At 70.4% G+C, this 22,663-nt stretch carries 11 protein-coding genes and 1 pseudogene; 4 read left to right on the top strand and 8 right to left on the bottom strand.

What is annotated here, in order from left to right:
- Positions 1-128: 128 nt before the first annotated feature.
- Both AC0699_RS07130 and AC0699_RS07125 read right to left on the bottom strand, forming a co-directional pair.
- Positions 129-2,588, bottom strand: coding sequence for a SpoIIE family protein phosphatase (locus AC0699_RS07130; protein WP_478656672.1), 2,460 nt, complete (start codon positions 2,586-2,588; stop codon positions 129-131).
- A gap of 106 nt (positions 2,589-2,694) precedes the next feature.
- Positions 2,695-3,012, bottom strand: a complete 318-nt coding sequence (locus AC0699_RS07125; RefSeq protein WP_478656670.1) for a DUF6381 family protein — start codon at positions 3,010-3,012, stop codon at positions 2,695-2,697.
- A 243-nt stretch (positions 3,013-3,255) separates the two neighbouring features.
- Here AC0699_RS07125 and AC0699_RS07120 point away from each other — a divergent pair, with 243 nt between their 5' ends.
- Positions 3,256-3,681, top strand: coding sequence for a CBS domain-containing protein (locus AC0699_RS07120; protein WP_478656667.1), 426 nt, complete (start codon positions 3,256-3,258; stop codon positions 3,679-3,681).
- A 99-nt stretch (positions 3,682-3,780) separates the two neighbouring features.
- Here the strand turns inward: AC0699_RS07120 and AC0699_RS07115 are convergent, their stop codons facing one another.
- Positions 3,781-4,131: a PRC-barrel domain containing protein gene (locus AC0699_RS07115; RefSeq protein WP_469766670.1), complete on the bottom strand. Its 351-nt coding sequence runs from the start codon at positions 4,129-4,131 to the stop codon at positions 3,781-3,783.
- Between the two features lie 164 nt (positions 4,132-4,295).
- Between AC0699_RS07115 and AC0699_RS07110 the strand changes: the two genes are divergently transcribed.
- A complete protein-coding gene (locus AC0699_RS07110; protein WP_478656664.1) occupies positions 4,296-4,619 on the top strand; it encodes a plasmid stabilization protein in 324 nt (107 codons plus the stop codon).
- Positions 4,620-4,911: 292 nt separating this feature from the next.
- Here AC0699_RS07110 and AC0699_RS07105 read toward each other — a convergent pair whose 3' ends face one another.
- From AC0699_RS07105 to AC0699_RS07085, 5 genes and pseudogenes are all read right to left on the bottom strand, one after another.
- Positions 4,912-5,106: a hypothetical protein gene (locus AC0699_RS07105; RefSeq protein ID WP_478656661.1), complete on the bottom strand. Its 195-nt coding sequence runs from the start codon at positions 5,104-5,106 to the stop codon at positions 4,912-4,914.
- Between the two features lie 188 nt (positions 5,107-5,294).
- On the bottom strand, positions 5,295-5,717 hold the full coding sequence (locus AC0699_RS07100) for a DUF350 domain-containing protein (protein WP_453660524.1): 423 nt from the start codon (positions 5,715-5,717) through the stop codon (positions 5,295-5,297).
- A 230-nt stretch (positions 5,718-5,947) separates the two neighbouring features.
- Positions 5,948-6,169, bottom strand: a pseudogene (locus AC0699_RS07095) (helix-turn-helix domain-containing protein); the annotation flags it as partial.
- A gap of 67 nt (positions 6,170-6,236) precedes the next feature.
- Positions 6,237-9,563: a LamG-like jellyroll fold domain-containing protein gene (locus tag AC0699_RS07090; RefSeq protein WP_478657196.1), complete on the bottom strand. Its 3,327-nt coding sequence runs from the start codon at positions 9,561-9,563 to the stop codon at positions 6,237-6,239.
- A 333-nt stretch (positions 9,564-9,896) separates the two neighbouring features.
- Complete coding sequence (locus tag AC0699_RS07085; protein WP_478656658.1) at positions 9,897-11,864, bottom strand: DUF8189 domain-containing protein; 1,968 nt, start codon at positions 11,862-11,864, stop codon at positions 9,897-9,899.
- A gap of 576 nt (positions 11,865-12,440) precedes the next feature.
- Between AC0699_RS07085 and AC0699_RS07080 the strand changes: the two genes are divergently transcribed.
- Both AC0699_RS07080 and AC0699_RS07075 read left to right on the top strand, forming a co-directional pair.
- Positions 12,441-22,154, top strand: a complete 9,714-nt coding sequence (locus AC0699_RS07080) for a polymorphic toxin-type HINT domain-containing protein (RefSeq protein WP_478656656.1) — start codon at positions 12,441-12,443, stop codon at positions 22,152-22,154.
- Complete coding sequence (locus AC0699_RS07075) at positions 22,154-22,636, top strand: hypothetical protein (RefSeq protein WP_478656653.1); 483 nt, start codon at positions 22,154-22,156, stop codon at positions 22,634-22,636. Before AC0699_RS07080 ends, AC0699_RS07075 begins: the two co-directional genes overlap by 1 nt.
- The last annotated feature ends 27 nt before the right edge of the window (positions 22,637-22,663 follow it).

Below are 22,663 nucleotides of genomic sequence, written 5' to 3'. Positions count from 1 at the left end.
TGAAGCGACGAGCACGCCGGAACTGGCCCAACCCAGGTCCGAAGACTGATCGCCGCCGTGTGCGGCTGGTGACAGAGTTCTTACAGGCACCCGGTGTGGGAGCGGTACGCGGCCTACCGCACGCGGCCTCACGACACGCGGACGACCACCAGGCTGGTGTCGTCGTCCGTGTCCCCGGTGACCGAGCCGAGCAGGCGGTCCGTCCGCTCGTCCAGGCCGCCTGGGCCGAGCCGCTCCGCCGCGCGGCGGAGATTCGCGAGGCTCTCGTCGAGCGCGGTGTGCCGGCGCTCCACCAGACCGTCCGTGTACAGCATCAGCGTGTCCCCGGGCTCGAGCGCGGTGCTCGACTCCGTGTACTCCGCCTGCGGCACCGCGCCCAGCAGGACGTTCCGCGGCGCATCCAGGAAGTCCGCCCGCCCGGCACGGAGCAGGAGCAGCGGGAGATGCCCGGCGCTGGCCCAGCGCAGCGACCGGTCCGCGGGGTCGTACAGCGCACATACGGCGGTGGCCGTCGGGTGCCCGTGCGTGTGCAGCGTGACCTCGTTGAGCCAGGCCATCAGCCGCCCCGGCGCATGACCGGTGAAGGCCAGGCCACGCAGCGCGTTGCGCAGTGCCACCATGCCCGTCACCGAGTCGATGCCGTGCCCGGCGATGTCGCCGACGGCGACCAGCACCCGGCCACTGGGCAGCGGCAGGACGTCGTACCAGTCACCGCCCACCCGGTACTCCTCGGCCGCGGGCCGGTAGCGGGCCGCGACCTGGAGGCCGGGCAGCCGGTGCAGGACGGGCACTTCGGGGACGATCGCCTGCTGCAGCTGGAGAACGAGCTGATGACGCAGCGCGGCCTGCGTCTGTGCGGCGGTCAGCCGGTCGAAGGTCGCGCTGAGCGCGATCTCCGTGTGGTGCTGCGCCGAGACGTCCTGGTACACCCCGGTGATCCCGGTGAGGACACCGCCCGTCAGCAGCGGTTCCGCGGCGATCCTGACATGCCGCAGCCCGCCGTCCTCGCGGACCGCGCGGACCACGGTGTGCGCGCCCTCCCGGCTACGGGTCAGCGCCGTGAGCAGCTCGGTCAGATTCCCGGCCTCGTCACGGTGCAGATGCGGCGCGAGCCGGCCCAGCGGCACCGGGGGAGTGGCCGGGTCGAGCCCGAAGATCCGGTACGCCTGCTCGCTCCACCGGGACCTGCCGCTGATCAGGTCGTCCTCGAAGGCGGCCAGGTTCTCCAGCCGGCCCAGGACCCGGGAGAGGGACATCCCGGGATCGGTGGCACCGTGCCAGAAGACGACCGTCCGGCCGGGGCCGACAGGCAGCACCCGGACGTCGTGCAGCGGATCGGGGTCTCCGGCCCGGTGCTCGACGGGCACCCTGGCCGCCCGCTGCGGGACCGCCGACTCCCGCGCCGCCTGCGCGAGTCGTACGAGATCGGCGTGCATGGCCGGCAGCACCTGGGCGAGCGGGCGGCCCGCCGGGCCGTGCACCGGGCCCGCGGAGTCCAGCGCCGGCCGGTTGAGATGCTCGACATGCAGGGTCCCGGTGTCGGGGTCCGCGCGCAGGGCCATCGCCGGATGCGTCAGCAGATCGAGGAGCGGGGCGAGTACGGCGGGCTCCGCGGCGTCGGGCGCGCCCGCGTCCAGGATCCGCGCGGCCGGGACCGCCAGACCGGTCAGCGCCCGCTGCACCGGCTCGTCCAGGGTCATGGGGCCCGGCCAGTCGGCGAGCGCCAGCCCGGTCACCGTCCCGCGTTGCCGCAGCGGCAGTACGGCCCGGGCCGCGTCCGGAGCGGGCCCCGGCATCCGCTCGCCCTCCGGCGGGCCGGACGGCAGCCACACGGGGGCGGCCTCCGTGAGCACCCGGTGCAGCGCACTGCCCCGCGCCGGTGGAATCCACCGCCAGTGCGCGGCCTCCAGCGAGCTCACCCCCGCCTGACCGGCCAGCTCGAGACAGTCCGTCCCCGTGCGCCGGAACAACCACAGGCCACGGACACCGAGCGGGCGCATCCCGCCGTCGAGCAGGGTCTCGGCGATCTCGTCGACCGTGCTGCCGGTCTGCGCGGCGGCCTCCGCGGCAGCCTCGATATGACGGGCCCTGCGCGCGTCGGCCCGGTGCTCGTCGGCCCGGTCCGCGTCGCGCCTGTCCGCATCGAGTGCTGCGTCCGCGCTGCCGACGGCGTCGGGGGCCTCGGGGGCGTCGGGGGAGCCGGGGGTGCCGATGGCGCGTGGGGCGGTCGGCGCCTGCCCGGCATGCGCGCCGCTCCGTGCGTTCGCGGCCCGATCGTCCCGCGTGGCGCTCTCGGCCTGCAGAGCGTTCTCGCCCGCCGCGCCGGCCGTCCCTGATGCGGCGTTGACGATGTCGGCGGCCAGATCCTCCGGGGGAAGACCGGTGGTCTGTGCCAGCTGCGCGAGGTGGTCGACGGCCTCGGCGGGAGTGAGTGAGAGCTGTGCGACAAGGACGCCCGAGGCCATGTCGAGCAGATGGTGGCGCGCGACATCGCGGCGCAGGGCCGCGAGTTCGGCGGTGAGCTGCGTGACTGCGGCGGCCAGCTGGTCCGGCCCCGGTTCGTCCCGTCCTCGATCGGGCACGGTCATCTCGTCTCCAGCGTGACGAACCGGATTCTACCCGGGCACAACGCTCCGGGCAGCGGACGGCCGCCCGTACCGGCGTGGGGTGTACGGGCGGCCGTCGCGCTGTCCGTCAGGCGCCGCGTGGCCGTTCCGGCCCTGGACGCTGCGGCCCTCGCGGGCCGTGCTGCCGCTGATGGTGGTGGTGCGTGGGCGCTCCCGGGGCGCCCGGAGTGCCCTGCCTGTCCTGCCCGTCCTGCCTGTCCTGAGTGCTCGCGGAACCCGCGGCGCCGGGGCTGTCGGCGTCGTACTGCTGCCGCAGCTCCTCGGCCTTGCGACGCAGCCGCGCCCGGTGTTCGGGGTCGTTGCAGCGGTCCGCGCCGCGGGTGAGCTCCTCGGCCATCGCCCGGAGCTGTTCCGGAGTCCTGACGGGTTCACCTGCTGTGGTCATGGCTCCTCCTTCCGTGGCCGGACGCCTGTAGGCATCGGGCCCGGGGCCATGAGCCAGGCAAACACGACGAGGTCACCCTCGCATCCCCGCCGGTGACGCGGCGTGACGAACTGCCCTTCTACCTGGGGTGATGCTCACGGGAAGTCCCTGTGCCGCCGGTCCGACCGGGCCGCAACCCGTGAATTTCCGGATAACCGGGTCCGGCGCGGGCAGGCGCGGTATGCGGCGAAGGGAGTGAAGGCCATGACACAGCTCGTGAAGGACGTGATGACGAACGGAGTGCTGGCACTGGCTCCCGAGGCAACGCTCGTCGAGGCCGCCAGGCTGATGCGGGACAGGGACATCGGGAACGTGATGGTCGCCGACGAGGACCGGCTGCTCGGCGTGCTGACGGACCGTGACGTCGTTGTGCGTTCCGTCGCCATGGGCCACAACCCGCACATCATGCCCGTCCGTTCCGTGTGCACCCCGGACGTGCTCACCATCGGACCGGACGTGGACACCGCGGAGGCCGTGAGGATGATGCGGGTGCACGGGGTGCGCCGGCTCGCGGTCGTCGAGGACGGCCGGCCGCTGGGTGTCGTCACGCTCGGGGACCTCGCGAGGGCCCGTGATCCGGACTCCGCCCTGGCAGGCATCAGCGCCGCGCCGCCGAACAGCGGCGCCTGAGCCGTGATCCGGACTCCGCCCTGGCAGGCATCAGTGCCGTGCCGCCGAACAGCGGCGCCTGAGCGGGGGCCTTCGGATCCTGTCCGGGTGGCCGGGGCCTCACATGTGGCGGTTCGCGTAGTACTGCTCGATGAGGCGGACGGTCATCACGTCATCGTCGTCCCGACCGCTCTCGAAGTCCGGCGACTCCTTGATCTGCTCTTTCGAACAGTCCACGTGCACCGTCTCGTTCTCGTGGTCGATCCGCGTGACCACACCCGCCGGTACGCGGACCCGGTGGCCGAAGATCCACGGCCCGGTGTCCACGACGATGTAGGAGCGGCCGACGTCCTCGGAATGCCTGTCGATCTTGCCGATGGCACCGTCGGTCGCCTCGACCTTGTATCCGATCAGCTGCGCCCCCGGTGCGTGCCCCGCGGTCTCGGGGAAACCCCACATACCTGCACCCATGGCGATGTCCTTTCCTCCTGTGCTGCGGGTACCCGGTTCATGCTGCGGCTACCCGACGCAGAGCTGCCGACCTGGCGACGGTTCGCCCGCCCCGGCAGGGGTAGACGCAGCGGCGAGTCCGGAGGTGCGCAGGACTCCGGCTCGGCCCGAGAGGAGGCTCTGCGATGCCCCGAGGATCCAGTCCCAAGCGTGAGCGCCAGTACGAGCACATCAAGGAGAGCGCGCTGGAGCGCGGCGAGAGCCGTGCCCGCGCCGAAGAGATCGCCGCGCGCACGGTCAACAAGGAGCGTGCACGCAGCGGTGAGTCGAAGACAGCGAGCCGCACCTCGACCGAGGACATCTCCTCGTCGCGGCGCGGCGGCCTGCGCTCCCACAAGGGCGCGCAAGGGCCGACGTACGACCAGCTCTACGCAGAGGCCAAGGACCGCAACATCCACGGCCGTTCGAAGATGAACAAGCAGCAGCTGGCCCGCGCGCTCGGCCGGTGACCCGCCGCCTCTGCGCGGCGCGCACCTCGTACCCGACGGTGCGTACGGCGCGTCGGCGCAGTCCGTGGATCGAGTGACCGAGAGGGCCCGCGCATCCAGCGTGCCGATGGTCCTGGGTCCGGAATCCCCGGAAGGCCGTCCGTTGCCGCCGACCGCCTCGGGCCGAGCGGCACGGACGGGGCTCGTTTTCCCTCGTGGTGTTTCTGGTGTGTGAGGCGCCGTACGCACGAGGCGTGACGAACGCCAACTGAGTGTGACTACTGTGCTCTTGATGCGCGAGCCCACGCTCCCGTCAGGGAAGGTAGCGCTCCAGCGCCGCAGCGCCTTTCTCCTCGATCTCCTTGCGGGCACGTGCCAGATTGGCGGGGGTGGGCTCACGGCCGGACGCCATCACCAGATCCTCGGGATCGAAGGGGCGCTCCGATCCGGTGAAGTACCGCGCCGGCCGCGGCCTGCTCTCCGGCTCTTCGCTCTTGTCCTGCGTCATGATGTGCCTCCGGGCGAATCCGGTGTCGAGCGACTGAATACCAGCATCACGCGGGATCCGGCGCAATGCAGCCCGGGGAGCACAAAGCACCGGAATTCCTTCCGTCGACGCGACGGAAGGCAAGCGAAGAGCCACCCGGAGGCACGCCCGGAGAGCCACCCGGAGGCACGCCCGTACCGTCCGTACCGTCAGGCGATCGACGCCGAGACGATCGCCGCCACCGCGAGATTGCACGAAGCCGTCACCCACACCGCCGGGTGCGGCTCCGCCTCGACCAGCGTCGCTCCCAGCTTGCCCGGCGTCACCAGGTCCACCACCAGGAACGCGACGGCCATCAGCACGAGCCCCAGCACACCGAACGCGGCCGTCGACACCAGGCCCTTGCCGAAGTCGTCGTACGTCGTCCAGATCGATGTGAACACAATGCCGCCGATGCCCAGCAGGGCGGAGCTCAGCAGCACCGCCGCATTGCGGTTCCGCTCCTCCCAGATCTGCCGGCCGAGCTTGCCGGGCGTCAGCGCGTCCACCAGGACGATGCCAAGGATCAGCAGGACCACACCGAGGGCACCGTAGGCGGCGGCCCGGCCAAGTCCATTGACTATGTCGGTCATTGAGAAGCCAGCTCCGTGTCGAAGAATGATCGTGGTCAAGGCGCGGCAAAATGTATCGCACGGTGATCGCGCAAGGGTGACGCGGGCAACGGCGGCGTGGGCGGGGCATGGCCGTACCCTGTGAGGCGTTGGCGCGCACCCTCCCCGCGCTCATCGCGGCGGCTCCCTGTCCCGCCGGCTCCGAGACCTGGGCGCGCCCCCTGGCCCGCCGGGCTCGCCGTGCTGGTTCGTCACCAACCGCACCGCACCACGGGCCGTCTTTTCACCGACTTCGCCGCCGCCCCCGCTGGTCGGCGCTGTCGGCAGTTGATGAGGCCGCGGTAGGCCCGGTCGACACCGCGGGTCCGGGTGGCGAGCACCTTGTCAGGCGCTGCCACGTCCCCGGCGGCCGGGATGTCTTCGGCGACCACCCGCGGGCTGAAGCTGTGCAACCCGTACCGCACTGCCGGTCGAGCGGCGTCGCCCGCTCGACCGGCAGCAGCGGTTGCGCATGTCCTGAGAACGTCCGATGGATCCCGCTCACATCCGGGCGTACGGCCGAGGGGACAGCGTCTCGAACGGGAGCCGAACGGTGGTGGCCGTCCCGGTGTCCGCGTTGGACGTGCGCAGGGCGGTCAGTTCCTCCGCCGTCAGCGCGCCCCGCACCAGGCGGAACTCGTCCAGGGAGCCCTTGAGCCGGTCGTAGCCGTCCGGCCTGGCCCCCAGATGGAGACCGAGCACGGCGAAGCCGTCCTCGTACGTCACCGAGCCGGCCGGAGCCGTGGCCTCGCCGGGCGGCCCGCCATCCACCGACAGGCTCAGCTTCCCGTCCGAGCGCTGGAGCACCACATGGTGCCAGGCGCCGTCACCGAAGGCGTGGGCCGCGCTGCCGTCGCCGACGTAGACGGTGGTGGTGGCCGTGTCGGTCTGCAGCAAGGCGGCGAGCCGGTCCTGGCCCGGCTGGGCCCGCAGCCACAGCTGCCGTTCGGCGCCGCCGACGCCGTACGCCCAGAAGACGACCTGGTTGGCGCCCGTCTGGCCGGCCGTGTAGCGCAGCCAGGTCGCCACGGTGAAGTCACGGGAGCCGAGGGCCTCGTCCGCGCCGTACGGCAGCTCGACGGAGTCGTCCGTGCCGTCCAGGGGAAGCCCCGCGCCGAACCTGCCGCCCCCCGCCGGAGCCGCCGGCTGGGCTCCGCCCCGGACGAAGGCGTGGTTGCAGTGCACCGACGAGTCCGGGGTCGCCGGGCCCGCGGCCGGCCTGACCACCTGGTGGGCCTCGGTGTGGCCGTTCTCCATGGACCACGACAGGGCGGGCCTGTCGGCCGGGTAGCCGCCCACGGAGCCGACGGCGGACTGCGCGATCCTCGTCAGCTCGGTCGCCGTGAAGGCGCGCTTGTAGAGCCGGGCCTCGTCCAGGGAGCCGGTGAACACATCGAGGTCGCCCGGCTTGGAGCCGACTCTCAGCCCCTCCGGCGTCGTGGTGGAGGTGAGCGCACCGGACAGCCCGGTCGCCTCGGCGGCCGTGGTCCCGTCGACGCTCAGCCGCAGCGTGCCACCGCTCCGGCTGACCGCCAGCAGATGCCAGGCGCCGTCCCCGAAGGCGGCCGACGGGCCGGGGTCGGTCAGCGCAACCTGCACCGCACCCGCGGGTGTCTCGGCCCAGGCGAGCAGCCGCCCCTGGGCCGGCTGTGCCCGCACCCACAGCGAGGGCTCGCCGGTGACCGAGCCGTAGGCCCACAGCAGCGCGGCGTTCGCGTCGGCCTCGGTCAGGTTGTGCCGGAACCACAGGGTGTAGGTGAAGTCGCCGGAGCCGACGTCGAGAGTCGGCAGATACGGCACCTCGACACCGGGACGGGACGCCGAGACGGAGATCGCGCCCTTGCCGACCCGGCCGGCCACCTCACCGGGCACCCCGCCGAGCAGGGTGCCGTCGGCGCAGTGCCCCGAGACGTCGTCCTCGATCGCGACCGAGGTCAGGGCGGGCACCTCGGCCGTGTCGACCACCTGGAACGGCAGCCGCACCACGAGCGAACCGTCCGCGGAAGGGGCGGCGTTCGCCGTTCGCAACTCGGCAAGCTGGGCATCCGTCAGCGCGCTGCGGTACATGCGGAACTCGTCCGAACTGCCGCTGAAGGGGTCACCGGGCGCGGTGTCGGGCTTGGCCCCGAGCCGGATCCCGTCGACGCCGACGGCGCGGTCGGCGCTGACCGACCCGGCCACCCCGGTGGCCTGCGCCGACGACGTGCCGTCCACCGAGAGCGTGATCCGTCCGCCGCTGCGCACCAGCGTCAGATGGTGCCAGGCGTCGTCACCGAAGGCGGTCGACGGGCCGGGGTCGGCCAGGGCGACGGAGGCGGTGCCGCCGGTGCCCTGCACCCAGGCGTACAGCCGGTTCTGGCCGGGCTGGGCGCGCACCCACACCTGTGGTTCCGCCGCGCCGTACCCGTAGGCCCACATCAGTGCCCGCTGCTGGGTCTCGCCGGGCTGGGCCTTGTACTTGAAGAACAGCGAGTAGGTGAAGTCGCCGTCGCCCGGGTCGATCTCCGGCGTGTACGGCACATCGGCGTACTCGCCGGTGGCGTCGAGGGTCAGGCCCTGACCCCAACGGCCGGTGCCGAGCGCCGAACCCCCGGCGAGATAGGTGTCGTTGGCGTTCGGCGTGGTGTCAGGGGTGGTGCGGCCCGCGGCCGGGGAGGCCTGCGGGTGCACCCTGCCGGTGAAGGTGCCCGGCACGCCGGCCGCCGCAGGGAGGAAGCGGTTGAAGTAGATGTTGGCCGCGGAGAAGCCGTCGCCGCCCTCGTAGACCAGGCCGATCTCGCCGTCGGTCAGCTCGACCAGATCCGAGTATCCGGCCCGCTTGGCGTTGATCTGTGCGGCGTCGTGCCAGGTGGTGCCGCGGTCCGTGGAGTAGCGGATCCGCATGTTCTGGCGGGCCGTCGGGTGCGAGGGCGCCGAGAGGACGAGCGTGTCACCGGGTGTGGCCCGGTACGTCTGCTCCAGCGCCAGGACCGATGCCTGCACCTCGGGCGTGGTGAGCGAAGACACGACCTGCTGCGCGGGCACGGTCGCGCCGGAGTCGGTGCTGACGGCGTGCGTACGGTGTCCGGAGGAAGTGCCGTTGTTGTTGCGGGCGTTGATGTAGACATGCCCGTTGTCGAGTTCGGCGACGGCAGGCTCGCCGGGCAGCATCCCGGGTCCGAAGGAGTCGGCCGTGGCGCTCGCGAACCACTCGTCGCCGTTGTCGCTGTAGAGGACTCCGACGAGCTGGGGATCCTGACCGGGCTGCGGTGGGGACTCGTACGCCCCCACCACCAGCCGGCCCGCCCTGTCGCCGCGCTTGAGCTGGATGCCGTGCGAGGGGCCGGTGCCGAACCAGCCGTCCTGCGGGTTCGACAGCCGCGGCAGCGGCTTCGGCGCGCCGAAGGTCAGCCCGTCGTCGGTGCTGCGCTGGACCCGCGGCAGCCGTTTGCCGCCCGGCTCGGCCGGTTCCGACGTGGAGAGCAAATGGACGTCGCCGGTGCGCAGGTCGGCCACGGGGGAGGGGTTGCCGCGCGTGTAGGGCGTCTCCGGGTCGGTGTCGCTGCCGGCGAGCGCCACGCGGACGGGGCTCCAGGTGCGGCCGCCGTTGGTGGAGCGGCGGACGACGATGTCGATCGCCCCCCGGTCGGCGCAGGAGGGCGAGCGGCGGGCCTCGGCGAAGGCGAGCAGGGTGCCCGTCTTCGTACGGACGATCGTGGGTATGCGGAAACAGCCGTATCCGGCGGTTCCGGAGCGGAAGAGGATCTGTTCGGTCCCGATGAGGCTGTCGGCCGACAGCTGTGTGCCGCCTGCGGTGGCGGGCGGGGCGACGGCTCCGAGGAGGACCAGGGTCAGGGTGACGAGGGCGGCGCCGAGGCCGCGTATACGTAGCCTGGACAGGGCGGTGTAGACCTTTCTGTTGCGGTGCGGACCTGCGCTGAGGCCCCGCGGTGCGGACCTGAGGTGAGGCCCGCGATGAGGTCCGCGGTGACGTCCGCGGTGAGGCCCGCGGTGAGGCCCGCGGTGAGGTCCGCGGTGAGGACCTGGCCGTAAGCGGACGGCCGCCCGGCCCTGCCCCGTGCCGTGCCGTGCCGGCAGGACGCAAGGAGACAGGGCAGGGCGGGCGGCGGTGGAGGCGGGGCGTGACGGCTCCGGGCCGTCACGGCCTCCTCCACGGTGTGATCACTTGGACGGCGGGGTGGGCAGCTCGCTGCCGTGGAAGTCCGGCGCGTCGGCCGCGGCGCGCATCGCGCTGAGCGAAGAGGTCTGCTGGACCTGGTAGATGCGGGTCTGGTTGTCGGAGGTACGGAAGGTGTAGGCCCAGGTCGGACCGGTGGGGTTGGTGTAGGTGAAGGCGGTCGGCTCGGTGGCCGACGCTTCGAAGCTCACCTGCTGCCAGGCGCGCCAGACACCGCTGCCCTGGGTGGTCTCGCCGGTGTTGTAGACGGTGCCGTCGGTGCCGCGGACGACGACCTCGGTGAGCCCGGTCACCGGGGAGATCACGGCGCTGGGGGAGCCCTGCGCGGTGGTGCCGGCGACGGTCTCCCAGGGGCCGTAGGCCCCGCCCTCGGCGGACTGGGCGGTGGTGACCACGTTGCCGCTCGCGTCCGTGGCGAAGACGCGGATGCGGTAGCCGGGGTAGACGACGACGGACGGCGTGCCGGCGATGGCCTGGGTGCCCATGCCGGTCCACGCCGAGAGCGTGCCACCCTCCTTGAAGAGGGCGGTGGAGAGGGTGCCGTCGGCCTTCCTGCCGAAGAGCTGGATTCCGTCGCGCACGGTGACGGCGGTGAGGGGGCCGGTGAAGCCGGTGCCGGAGAGCGGCATCCAGCCCATGAAGTCGACGTTGGCGCGCTGCTGGATGCGGTACCAGGGCTTGCCGCCCGCATCGAGGGCGAACTGGCTCATCAGCCCGGTGGGGGTCTTGCCGGTGACGGCGTGCTGCTGCATGGCGCCTGCCAGGTCGATCCAGTTGCCCCAGTCGGCGGCGCTCTTGGCGGTCTGGTTGCGCTGCCAGATGCTGCCGGAGGTGTTGTGGGCGGTGACGACGACGCGGCCGTCGGTGTGCTCGGAGAACGACGGCCGGCCGGTGAAGGCATCCTGGCCCGAGATCACCGTCCACTGGGCACCGTTGATGTCGGCCGGGTCGGTGCGGCCGTGGACCAGGCGGCCGATGTTGTCGGTGTAGGCCAGCTCCAGCTTGCCGTCCGAGGCCTGCATCACGGAGTTGGGGGTGTACGACTCCAGCGGCACCGGCGTGGCCGCGGGCGTGTGGTTGACGTTGAGCCTGCATATGTCGGGCGCCGCCGAGACCGAGACGTAGCCGGCCCAGCCGGATGCCTCGACCTGCTTGTTGTAGACGGGCCAGTCGCGGATGTCCTCGTCGAAGCGGTAGTACGTGACCGCGCCGCCGCCCTTGACGCGGAACAGCGTGTCACCGCCGTACGACGGCATGAACTTGGTGTCGCTCCAGTCGGCGGCGGACTCCAGCACATGGCGTTCGATCCAGCGCTGGCTGGTGTAGTCGTAGCGCGAACGGTAGAGCTTGCCGTCGGTCGCGTCACGGCCGTAGACGACGCCGCGGTCGCCCGCGTAGATGGCGTCGTAGTTCCAGCCCATGTCGACGATCTTGCCGCTGCCCGCGACGAACTCGTCGGCGGTCGCGTCGTAGCGGTACCAGCGCAGGTCGTTGGTGGCGCCGGAGAGCGTCCATATGTAGCCGCCGCGGTCGATGGTGATGTCGTCGATCCGGTCGGCGGCCCTGAACTGGGTGAAGCTGGAGCTGATCTTCCGGTGGTGGACGTCCCAGGTGTTGCTGGAGCTGATCCGGTGGCTGTAGTACAGCCCGTCCGACTTGATGCCGTAGAAGGTCGCACCGGGGCCGGCGAGCATGTGGCCGTAGCCGGTCCAGGTGGTGTCGATGGTGCTGCCGGTGGGCAGGGCGTTGCCGACCGCCGGGTCCGGCATGTCGGTTCTGTTGAGCTTGCCGGCGGAGTCCAGGGTGTACGTGGCCCCATTGGAGCCGCAGGTCAGCGACACGGCGGCCGCCGCGGGAGCAGAGGGCAGTGCGCCGGTGAGCGGGAGTGCGGTCGCCAGGGCCGTGGCCAGAGCAGTGGCGGAGATGAGTGCGCGAGGTGAAATCCGGTTCATGGCGGGGACGTTAAGCGTCCGATGGTGAACGCTGCCGTTTCGGCCAGGTGAACAAAGACCTCCAATAAGGATCTTGAAGGTGAACGATGGAGCCAACAGGTCAGGTATAGCCACCGATTGACGGGATATCAACTTGACGATCTCGCCTGAGGAGGCCAACTCGCCTTGCAGGAACGCCGTACCGGCCACATCCCCGCAGGGTCGGACGGGGGCCGGTCGCGAGATGCTTCGAGAGGGCCTCGCTCGCCGCTGTCGCGTAGGTCGGTCGGCCGACGCTGCGGTGTGGAATGAACGCCGTGTGGATTCGTCGTGTCCTTCCATCGAACAAGGTGCCCCAGGGCAGCCCTTTTTGCGGCTTCCGGCGGAAGCCCAGCTGTGAGCTCGAGCCCCAAGTGGCAGTTGGAAAGCCTGCGTTGGGTGTCGAGAGAGGTGATCACGAAGGGATCACGCTCAGATGAATGGACTGGTCAATGAGTCGACGAGGAGCCCGACGAACCGTCATTCTCCCGACTGATTCTTTGTTCGTCCTGGGGGGGGGCCGTGCCGGCGTACCGGACACTCGCGCGCAAGTTCCTGATGTCAACACTCCTGCGTTCACATTGGGGCAAGGCCATCGCACTCGCCGTGACAGCGGTCATCGCCGTCGGTTCGCTCGGCGTCGCGGGGGTGGGGATCCCGCTCTTCCCGGAGAAGCCGGCCGCCGCCAAGGGCCCCGGCCAGCGCTGGGGCAGTGCCGAAGGGCTCAGCCACTTGGCGGGTGGTGCACGCAACGACAACGCGCCGCGGTCCCTGCGCGCCAAGTACCCGCTGAAGAGCCCGCCCGCCGCACGGCCCACGGTCCGGAAGAACACGGTCGAGGTCACCACGCCGGCCCCCGCGCAGGTCAAGGGCTTCGACCGCAGGACGAGCAAGGAGATCGTCCCGGAGCGGGACGCCCGCAGCCGTACCTACGCGAACGAGGACGGCACCCGCACCAGCGAGATCTCCACCGATTCGATCAACTACCGGGACGACCGCGGGATCTGGCGGCCCATCGACAGCGAACTGGTCGAGCAGGGAGGCGGCTGGGCGAACGCCGCCGACTCCGTGGCTCTGCGCTTCGCCGACCAGGCCGACGCCGGAGAGCTCGCTTCCGTCACCCTGCCGTCCGGTGAGTCCTTCGGCTACGGGCTGAGCGGCGCCGCCTCCGTGGCAGGCACCGCGGACGGTGCCCGTGTCAGCTACGAGCAGGTGCTCCCCGAGACCGACCTCTGGCTCGACTCGCAGGCCGGCGGCATCAAGGAGACGCTCGTCCTGAAGTCCGCCACCGCGCCGAACAGCTTCGTCTTCCCGCTCCACCTCGAGGGCCTCACCGCCAGGATCGACGGCGGATCGATTCTGCTGACCGACGCCGAGGGTCGCACCCGCGCCGTCGTTCCGGCCCCCTTCATGGAGGACGCCGCCCAGGCCGTCTCGCACGCCGTGACGTACGAACTCGTCCAGTGGCAGGGCGGCGGCCAGGCGCTGAAGGTGACCGCCGACCGGGACTGGCTCGCCGACCCGGCCCGTGCCTACCCCGTCCGCATCGACCCCTCCGTCGACACCACGTCCGCCTCCACCTCCATGACGGTCCGCAGCGGCGGCTCCGTAGTCGGCTCCAGCGAACTGCACGTCGGCAAGGGCCCGGACGGCGCCTCCGCCGCGTACCTCGGCTTCCCCGGACTCGACGAGGAGCTCAAACACCACCAGATCTTCGGCGCGCAGCTCCAGGTCGTGAACTTCGACTCGGCCTCCTGCAAGCCGCGCCCGGTCTCCGTCCACCCAGTGACCGAGTCCTGGACCGCCGGCACGGGCACCGCCTACCCCGGGCCCTCGGTGGGCGGCGCGCTCGCCTCGAAGTCCTTCGCGTACGGCTACATAGGCTTCGGACAGTCGCGATCCGCCTGCCCCGCCGCCGGTGAGCTCTTCGACCTGGGCAAGGGCGGCCGCGACCTGGTGCAGCGCTGGGTGAACGGCACCCAGGCCAACCACGGCCTGTCGCTGCGGGCTTCCGCCACCGATTCGCTCGGGTTCAAGAAGTTCACCGGCCACGCCACGGCCAACCCGCCCAAGCTGTACGTCACCCACTCGCCGTACAACGCGTCCTACAGCTTCCCCAAGCCCGTCCCCGACCCGCCGGTGCTGCAGAACCAGGCGGGGAAGGTCAAGGTCTCCGTCACCAACAAGGGTGCCGAGACCTGGACGCCGTCCACCTACTACCTGGCCTACCGGGCGTACGACAAGAAGGGCAAGCTGGTCACCCAGCAGCGCGCGGGCAGTCTCCCCGGCAATGTGGCCCACGGCGCCAAGACGACCGTCGACGCTACGATCAAGGCACTCCCGCCGGGCGTCTACATGCTCGACTTCACGATGGTGCGCCAGGGCGGCAAGGTCTTCACCGACGAGCAGGTGCCGCCGGGCCGGCTGACCATCCAGGTCTTCGACATCGCTCCGGTGGTCAAGGAGCAGTTCCCGCCGAACGGCTACCAGGCCCAGACGCTGACCCCGCAGCTGTGGGCGGCGGGCACCGACATCGACGCGCCGCCCGGCTCCGCACTCCAGTACAAGTTCGAGATCTGCGAGTCGGACAAGAACGGCAAGCCGACTGCCTGCACCACCTCCGCCTATCAGACGAGCTCTGCCTACCCGGTTCCGTCCGGGCGGCTGAAGTGGGGCAAGACCTATCTGTGGCGCGGCTTCGTCAAGGACGCCTCCAACGAGGTGCCCACCGCGCAGGTCGCGCTGGTCGCTGCCGTGCCGCAGCCCGAGATCACCTCGCGGCTCTCCGAGGCGCAGGGCAAGGAGTTCGACCCCAACGTCGGCAACTTCACCTCCAGCGCGGTCGACGCGTCCGTCGCCGGCGTCGGCCCCGAGCTCACCCTGATCCGCACCTACAACAGCCTCGACCCACGGCGTGACCTCGCCTTCGGCGCGGGCTGGACGACCCGCTACGACATGCGGCTCACGCCCGACGACGACGGCACGGGCAATGTCGTCATCCGCTACCCCGACGGCCAGGACGTCCGCTTCGGCAAGAACGCCGACGGGACCTTCGCCCCACCGTCCGGCCGCTTCGCCAAGCTGATTTTCGACTCGGCGACCAGTACCTACAGGCTGCAGGACAAGTCCGGTACAACGTACGACTTCAGCACCTCCGGCCTGCTGGCCAAGATCACCGACCCGTACTCCAACGCGGTCACCTACACCTACAGCGCCGGGAAGCTCGCGACCGCGACGAACAACCGTACGGCTCGTTCGCTGACCTTCACCTGGACCGGCGCGCACGTCACCAGGGTCCAGACGACCGCCGTCGACGGCGCCCCACTGACCTGGACGTACACCTATACCGGCGACCTGCTGGACAAGGTCTGCGACCCACTGAACGGCTGCACCCAGTACGCCTACGGCACAGGCAGCCACTACCGCACCACCGTGCTCGACTCCCGTCCCGAGTCCTACTGGCGCCTCGGCGAGGAGGAGGGCACCGCCGCCGACAGCGCCAACGAGGCCAACCTCGGCAAGGACCGCGGTACGTACCAGAACGTCACGCTCGGCGCCGAGGGTGCGATCGCCGGCGACCCCGGCACCGCGGTCACCTTCAACGGCACCACCTCGCGGATCGACCTGCCCGCCGGCACGGTGAAGAAGAGCCGTGACGCCGCCGTGGAGGTCTGGTTCAAGACGATTGCCGGCGGCGTGGGCGGACCGCTCGTCGGCTACCAGGACAAGGCCTGGGGCACCACCCCCGGCACCGGCGTCCCGATGCTGTACGTCGGCACCGACGGAAAGCTGCGCGGCCAGTTCTGGACCGGCGCGGTCGAGCCGGTCATCGACATCACCAAGAACGTCAACGACGGTCAGTGGCACCACGCGGCGCTGTCCATGTCCGGCTCCACCCAGAGCCTCTACCTGGACGGCAGGCTCTCCGGCACCATCACCGGGAAGCAGCCCCTCCAGACGAACCTCACCCACAACCAGATCGGCGCCGCCCACGCCACCACCCCCGCCTCCTGGCCCGGCTGGGGCTCCACCGCCGCCAAGTCCTTCGCGGGCACCATCGACGACGTCGCCGTCTACCACCACCCGCTGGGCTCCGCTGCCGTCACGGCCCACTACCGAGAGGCCGGCCGGACCGCCGACGTCCTGACGCGGACGACGCTGCCGAGCGGCCGGATCGCCTCCGATGTCCAGTACGACGCCTCGCGTGACCGGGTCGAGGAGTACACCGACCGCAACGGCGGCACCTGGAAGATCGGCACGCCCGCGGTCTTCGGCAACGACCGGGACCTGCGCCGCACCGTCGAGGTCCACGACCCGATGGACGCCCCGTACTTCTACGAGTACGACGGACTGTCCTCGCGACTGCTGCGCTACGGCGAGCCGATGGCTCTCGGCGCCCGCGAGTCCGTCACCGCGTCCCCCTCCCCGTCGCCCACCGACCCCGGCGAGATCTGCACCCAACCAGACCCGGGCGACCCGGCGTTCTGCACCAACCCGCCCGGTGACGGCGGCAGCGAGCCGGACTTCATCCGGCACCCTGTCGACGGCGTCGCCATCCGCCTCTTCGAGTACGACGACAACGGGTTCCAGACCGGGATCGTCAGCGAGAACGGCGAGAGGGTCACCCTCGGCTACGACGACCGCGGCAATGTCACCAGCCGCACCACCTGCCGAGCCGCGGGCGACTGCCAGACCTCGTACACCACCTACCCGGTGGCGACGGGCGACTTCGACCTGCGGGGCGACCAGCCGTCGGAGACCCGGGACGGCCGCTCGTCCGGCCCCACCGACAACCGCTTCCGCACCCAGTACACGTACAACACCAACGGCGCCCTGCTCACGCAGACCGCCGCCGACGGCGGCACGGCCAGGAACACCTACACGACCGGCGCCGAACCGGCCGTCGGCGGCGGCAACACACCCACCGGGCTGCCGCTGACCACCGCCGACCCGCGCGGGAAGATCACCCGCTACCAGTACTACAAGAACGGCGACCTGGCCTGGGTGACCGAACCGTCCGGACGGGTCACCAAGTACACGTACGACGCGCTGGGCCGCAAGCTCACCGAGACCGTCGTCACGGACGCCGTTCCGTCCGGCACCACGTCGACGTTCACCTACGACAAGCTCTCCAGGGTCGCCACCCTCACCGACCCGACGGCCACCAATGCCGTCACCAGCGGCAGGCACCAGCAGAAGACGACCACGACCTACGACGCCGACGGCAACGTGGTGCGCACCGAGATCAGCGACCTGCTGGGCGGCGACGCCACGCGCACGATGGCCTTCGAACTCGACGACCGTGGCCGCCCCGAGCGGGTCACCGACGCCGAGGGCAGCGAGACGACGTACACCTACGACGTCTTCGGCAACAAGACCTCGATGGTGGACGCAGGCGGCAACCACTTCGACTACGTCTACACCGCGCGCAGCATGATGGCCGAGACCCGGCTGCGCGACTGGGACGACGACGGGGGCGACGGGGACTACACCGTCCTGCAGTCGTACGCATACGACATGGGCGGCCGGCTGGTCCGGCACTCCGACTCGATGGGCCGCTCGCTGATCTACCAGTACTACGGCGACGACCTGGTCAAGTCGATCACGCTCAAGGACTTCCACAACCCCGACGGCACCAAGCGCGACATCGTCGTCGAGTCCAACACCTACGACGGTGCCGGCAACGTCCTGACCGAGACGACCGGCAACGGCAAGCTCGTCACCGAGTACACGTACGACGCGGTCGGCCGGGTGAAGTCCGAGGTCATGGACCCCGGCGGGCTGGCCAGGCGCACCACCTACACCTACGACATCGCCGGCAACGTGGAGACGACCGCCTCGAGCGGCTCTCCCTCCAACGTCCCCTGGCCGGTGAGCGTCACCGGCGACTCGGTCCGCTACCAGTACGACGACGCGGGCAACGTCACCCACGAGACCGTCGAGAACGGCACCGACTCGCGGACCAGCGTCTACACCTACGACGACCGCGGACTCGCCACGTCCAAGACGGACCCGGCGGGCAACAAGGCCGAGTACCGCTACGACGAGCTGGGCCGGGCGACCTCGGTCACCGCGCCGGCGGTCCAGACCGAGTCCGGCGGCAGTGTGCCCGTCACGTCCCGGCCCGCCACCTACACCGGTTACGACACCTTCGGCGCGGTCACCGAGTCGGTCGACGCGCTCGGCCGCACCAACCGCACGACCTACGACCGGCTCGGCCGCGCGGTCACCGCGACCGCGCCCGCCTACACCGCGCCCGGCTCGTCTCAGACCGTCACCCCGACGGTCACCAACAAGTACGACGCGCTCGGCAACGTCACCGAGACGACCGACCCGCTCGGCCGCGTGACGAAGTTCGAGTACGACCGCCAGAACCGGCTCACCGTCAAGGACGTGCCCGTCGGCACCGGCGACGAGCGCGGGCAGTGGAAGTACGCGTACACGCGCACCGGACAGGTGCTGTCGGTCACGGACCCGAACGGCGCCCGCGCCGAGACGACGTACGACGACCTCGACCGCCCGGTCACCACCACCCAGATCGAGCGCAAGCCCGCGCCCGGTGCCTTCACCACCCGCAACGAGTACGACGACGTGGGCAACGTGGTCAAGCAGACCTCGCCGAGCGGCGCGGTCAGCCGGTACACCTACGACGGGCTCAGCCAGCTGACCGGGCTGCAGGAGCCGAGCGGCGTCATCACCCAGCTCGGCTACGACGCCGCGGGCCGCGAGGTGCGCCGCAGCGACGGCATGGGCCGCACCTCGGCGAAGATCTACGACCAGCTCGGCCAGCTCGTCCAGGACCAGGATCTGGACTCCTTCAACAGCCAGCTGCGCAAGGTGAGTTACACCTACGACAAGGCGGGCAACCTGGTCACGTCGACCAATCCGCTGAACCGCACGACGACGTACGCGTATGACGCGATGAACCGGCTGACCAGCCAGACGGAGCCGGTCTCCGGCACCAAGTCCATCACCACGTCCTTCGGTTACGACGCGCTCGGCAACCGCACGCGTTACACCGACGGCCGCGGGAACACGACGGTCTACACGGTCAACACGCTCGGCCTCGCCGAGTCGGTGATCGAACCCTCGACGGCACGTGATCCCGCGCCGGAGGCACGCACCTGGACGACCGCGTACGACGCCGTGGGCCAGCCGGTGAAGCTCACCGCGCCCGGCAACGTGGTCCGCGAGCGCGAGTACGACAAGGCCGGCCAGCTGGTCCGCGAGACCGGCAGCGGCGCCGAAGTGGCCACCCCCGAGAAGCGGTTCCAGTACGATCCGGCGGGCCGGCTGGTCAAGGCCTCGTCCCCGAAGGGCGACAACACCTACGAGTACAGCGACCGGGGCGGGCTGCTGAAGGCGACCGGCCCGTCCGGCGACGCCACGTACGAGTACAACAACGACGGCCTGCTCACCAGCCGCACCGACGCGGCCGGAACCGCCAGCTTCAGCTACGCCAAGCAGCAGCTGACCTCGGCGACCGACCCGCTGACCGGCGTACAGCAGAGCTACACCTACGACGGCGCGGGCGTGATCAAGAAGGTCGACTACGGTTCAGGCCAGTCCCGCTCCTTCACCTACGACGACCTCGGCCGGCTCGACACCGACACGCTGAAGAACAGCGCCGGCCAGACGATGACGTCGACCGACTACGGCTACGACAGCAACGACCAGCTCACGTCGAAGACCACGGCCGGCACGGCCAAGGCCGGGACCAGCACCTACGGCTACGACCACGCCGGCCGCCTCACCTCCTGGGCGGCCGACGGCACCACCACGGAGTACGGCTGGGACGACAGCGGCAACCGCGTGCAGAACGGCAGCAAGACCGCCACCTTCGACGAGCGCAACCGGATGCTGTCCGACGGCGACTACACCTACGACCACACGCCGCGCGGCACGCTGGCGACCCGTACCAGCTCGGGCCTGACGGAGGGGTTCACCTTCGACGCCTTCGACCGGATGGTGAAGGCGGGCGAGTCGGGTACGGAGTACACGTACGACTCGCTGGACCGTGTCGCGGCCCGCAACGGCGTGGACTTCGCCTACGCCGGCTTCACCCCCGACCCGGTCAAGGACCAGACGTCGACATACGGCCGCGGCGCGTCCGACGAGCTCATGGCGGTCGCCGAGAACGGCGGCGCGGCCCGGCTCACGCTGGAGGACAAGCACGGCGACATCGTCGGCAACATGTCCGCGACGAACGGCGCCGCGACCGCCCTGGACCGGTCCACGGCCTTCGACCCCTTCGGCAAGGTCCGCGGCACGGCGAGCGCCGAGGGCATGGACGGCAACGTCGGTTACCAGGGCGACTGGACCGACCCGGACACCGACCAGGTCAACATGCATGCCCGCTGGTACGACCCGGGCACCGGCGCCTTCGGCTCCCGCGACTCGTACACCTACGGCTCCGGCGCCTCCATCCTCGCCAACCGCTACACCTACGGTGCCGGCGCCCCGCTGGACTACTCCGACCCGGACGGCCACTGGCCGAGCTGTGGCTGGTGCAAGCGGGCTGTGAACTGGACGGGCAAGAAGCTCCGCCAGGGTGCGAGCTACGTCTACAAGTCCGCCAAGAGCGTCTGGCACGGCGTGCAGTGGGCCGTGCGCCACCCGGGTGCCGCGTTCAGGAAGGCCCTGAGCTATGTCGGCCAGGCCGCCGGCTGGGTCTACCGCAAGTCGGGTCTGAAGACGGTCGTCGACGCCACCGTCAACGCCGTCAAGTGGGTCGGCCAGAAGACGGGCATCACCCAATGGGCCCGCGAGAAGGCAAGACAGGCGGCGCAAGCCGCTTACCAGGCCAAGGTCTACATCACCCAGAAGGCCAAGGCAGCGGTCTCCTACGCGGCCAAGCACAACCCGATCCCGCAGATCGTCGCTGCGGCCAAGCCCCTGATCGCCGTCGGCAAGGCCATCGTCACGGGCGACCCCAACCTCCCGGCGATCATCGTCGGCGCGGCCGTCCAGGTCGTCGCCGATGTCGCCAAGGTCGTGGACACCATCCGGGACGAGGTCGTCAAGCAGGTCGGCAGCGTCGTCGAGACCGTCTCGGAGGCGGTCGACTGGGGCGAGGTCTGGGAAGGCGTCAAGACGGTCGGCAACGTCGTCGGCGAGGTCACCGGCTTCAACGACATCAAGAACTGCGTCACCAAGGGCGACATGGAGGCCTGCGCCTGGGCCGCGGCCACCGTCGGTGCCGTTGTCCTCGGCGGCGCCGGCGCGGCGGCGGTGCGGGCGGCGAGGGCCGGTCGGATGGTGTCGAAGGCGGCGAAGTACGCGGATGACATCGCGAAGGCGGCGGAGCGAGTCGGCGACACGGTCGACAAGGTCGAGTCGGCGGTCGAGTGCACCAGCACGGCGATGGACTTGGCCTCCATGGCTTCCGCCAACAGTTTCGTGCCGGGAACCGAAGTCGTCATGGCCGACGGCAGTCGCAAACCGATCGAACAGGTCGAGGAGGGCGACGAGGTCCTCGCTACCGACCCGACGACCGGCAAGACCTCCAAGCAGAAAGTCACCGACACGATCGAGGGCAAGGGCGAGAAGCACCTCGTCAAGCTCACGGTCGACACAGACGGCGACAAGGGCGAGGCCACCGACACGATCACCGCGACCGCGGGTCACCCCTTCTGGGTCCCGGACCTGAGGAAGTGGCTCAAGGCCGGCGAACTCAAGCCCGGCCAGTGGCTCCAGACCGGCTCCGGCACGTGGGTCCAGGTCGACGCGGTCAGCGCGTGGACACAGCGGGCGGCGGTCTACAACCTGACCGTTGACACGGCGCACACGTACTTCGTAGCGGCGGGCGACACGTCCACGCTCGTCCACAACTGCGCCGCGGGTAAGGGCACCCGAGGCAACAAGGGCAAGTTCCAGCCGACGATCACGGTTCACCGGGCCCAGGGCAACTGGAACATGGACGACCGTATATCGGAAGCCACTGGTCTGCGTTACGAAGCGGCAGAGAGGGCCACGGGCAGGGCGAAGTCCAGAACCTACTCGGCCGCCGTGCACAAGAAGACAGGGGACATCGCGGTGGGCTGTTCGGGCAACGGTAGTTGCGTCGAGCCCAATATCCTGGACCATACCGGCTGGGACGCCGACGACGTCGTCTTCACGAGGGCTCTCCGACGCGAGGATTTCGGGGACGGGAACGGCAAGATTCTCAATGAGAAGGAGATCTGCCCGGTCTGCCAGGGCAATTATCCCGCCGACAACTTCGTCCACAGCGTCATCTACAACCCCGAGGGACCATGGATGATCGGACAGTGATGAGGGCATCGATCCTGGAACTGAGACGCCACGAGTGGGCCGTACTCCGGTGCGGTTGCGGGAAGTCGGGCGCACATCTGCCGGAGTCGTTCACCAAGCTGCTGGACGCCCGGAGCACGCAGGAGATGATCGGGCACACGCTGGAGAACCACCTCGAGGTGCAGAGCATGCTCTTCGAGGTGGCCCCGCATGCCGTGCCGGTGATGCTCACGGCGCTGGGGGAGGACCTGCACGACTCCGTCAGGGGACACTTGCTGGGGATGCTGGAGTACCTCGTGACAGGGGAGTCGCATCGAAGCGAGATCGAGGCCGGTCGCCCCGATCTGGAGGAGGAGTGCATCGCCGCGGTGCGCGAGGGTGTCTGGGTGCTGTATGCCGAGGCCGCGTCCGGGGACGCCGAGGCCGCGTTCGACATTCTGGAGTTCGTGGACGAGGACGAGGACCGGCTGGAGTACTACCGGTCCGCGGTTGCCGAACGCTGAGACTCAATGAAGGACCGGGGCGCAGGG

It is taken from the genome of Streptomyces sp. NPDC043870 (genome assembly GCF_056435785.1).
Note: the sequence above shows the minus strand (reverse complement) of the source record. Positions and strands in the feature narration are given on the sequence as shown.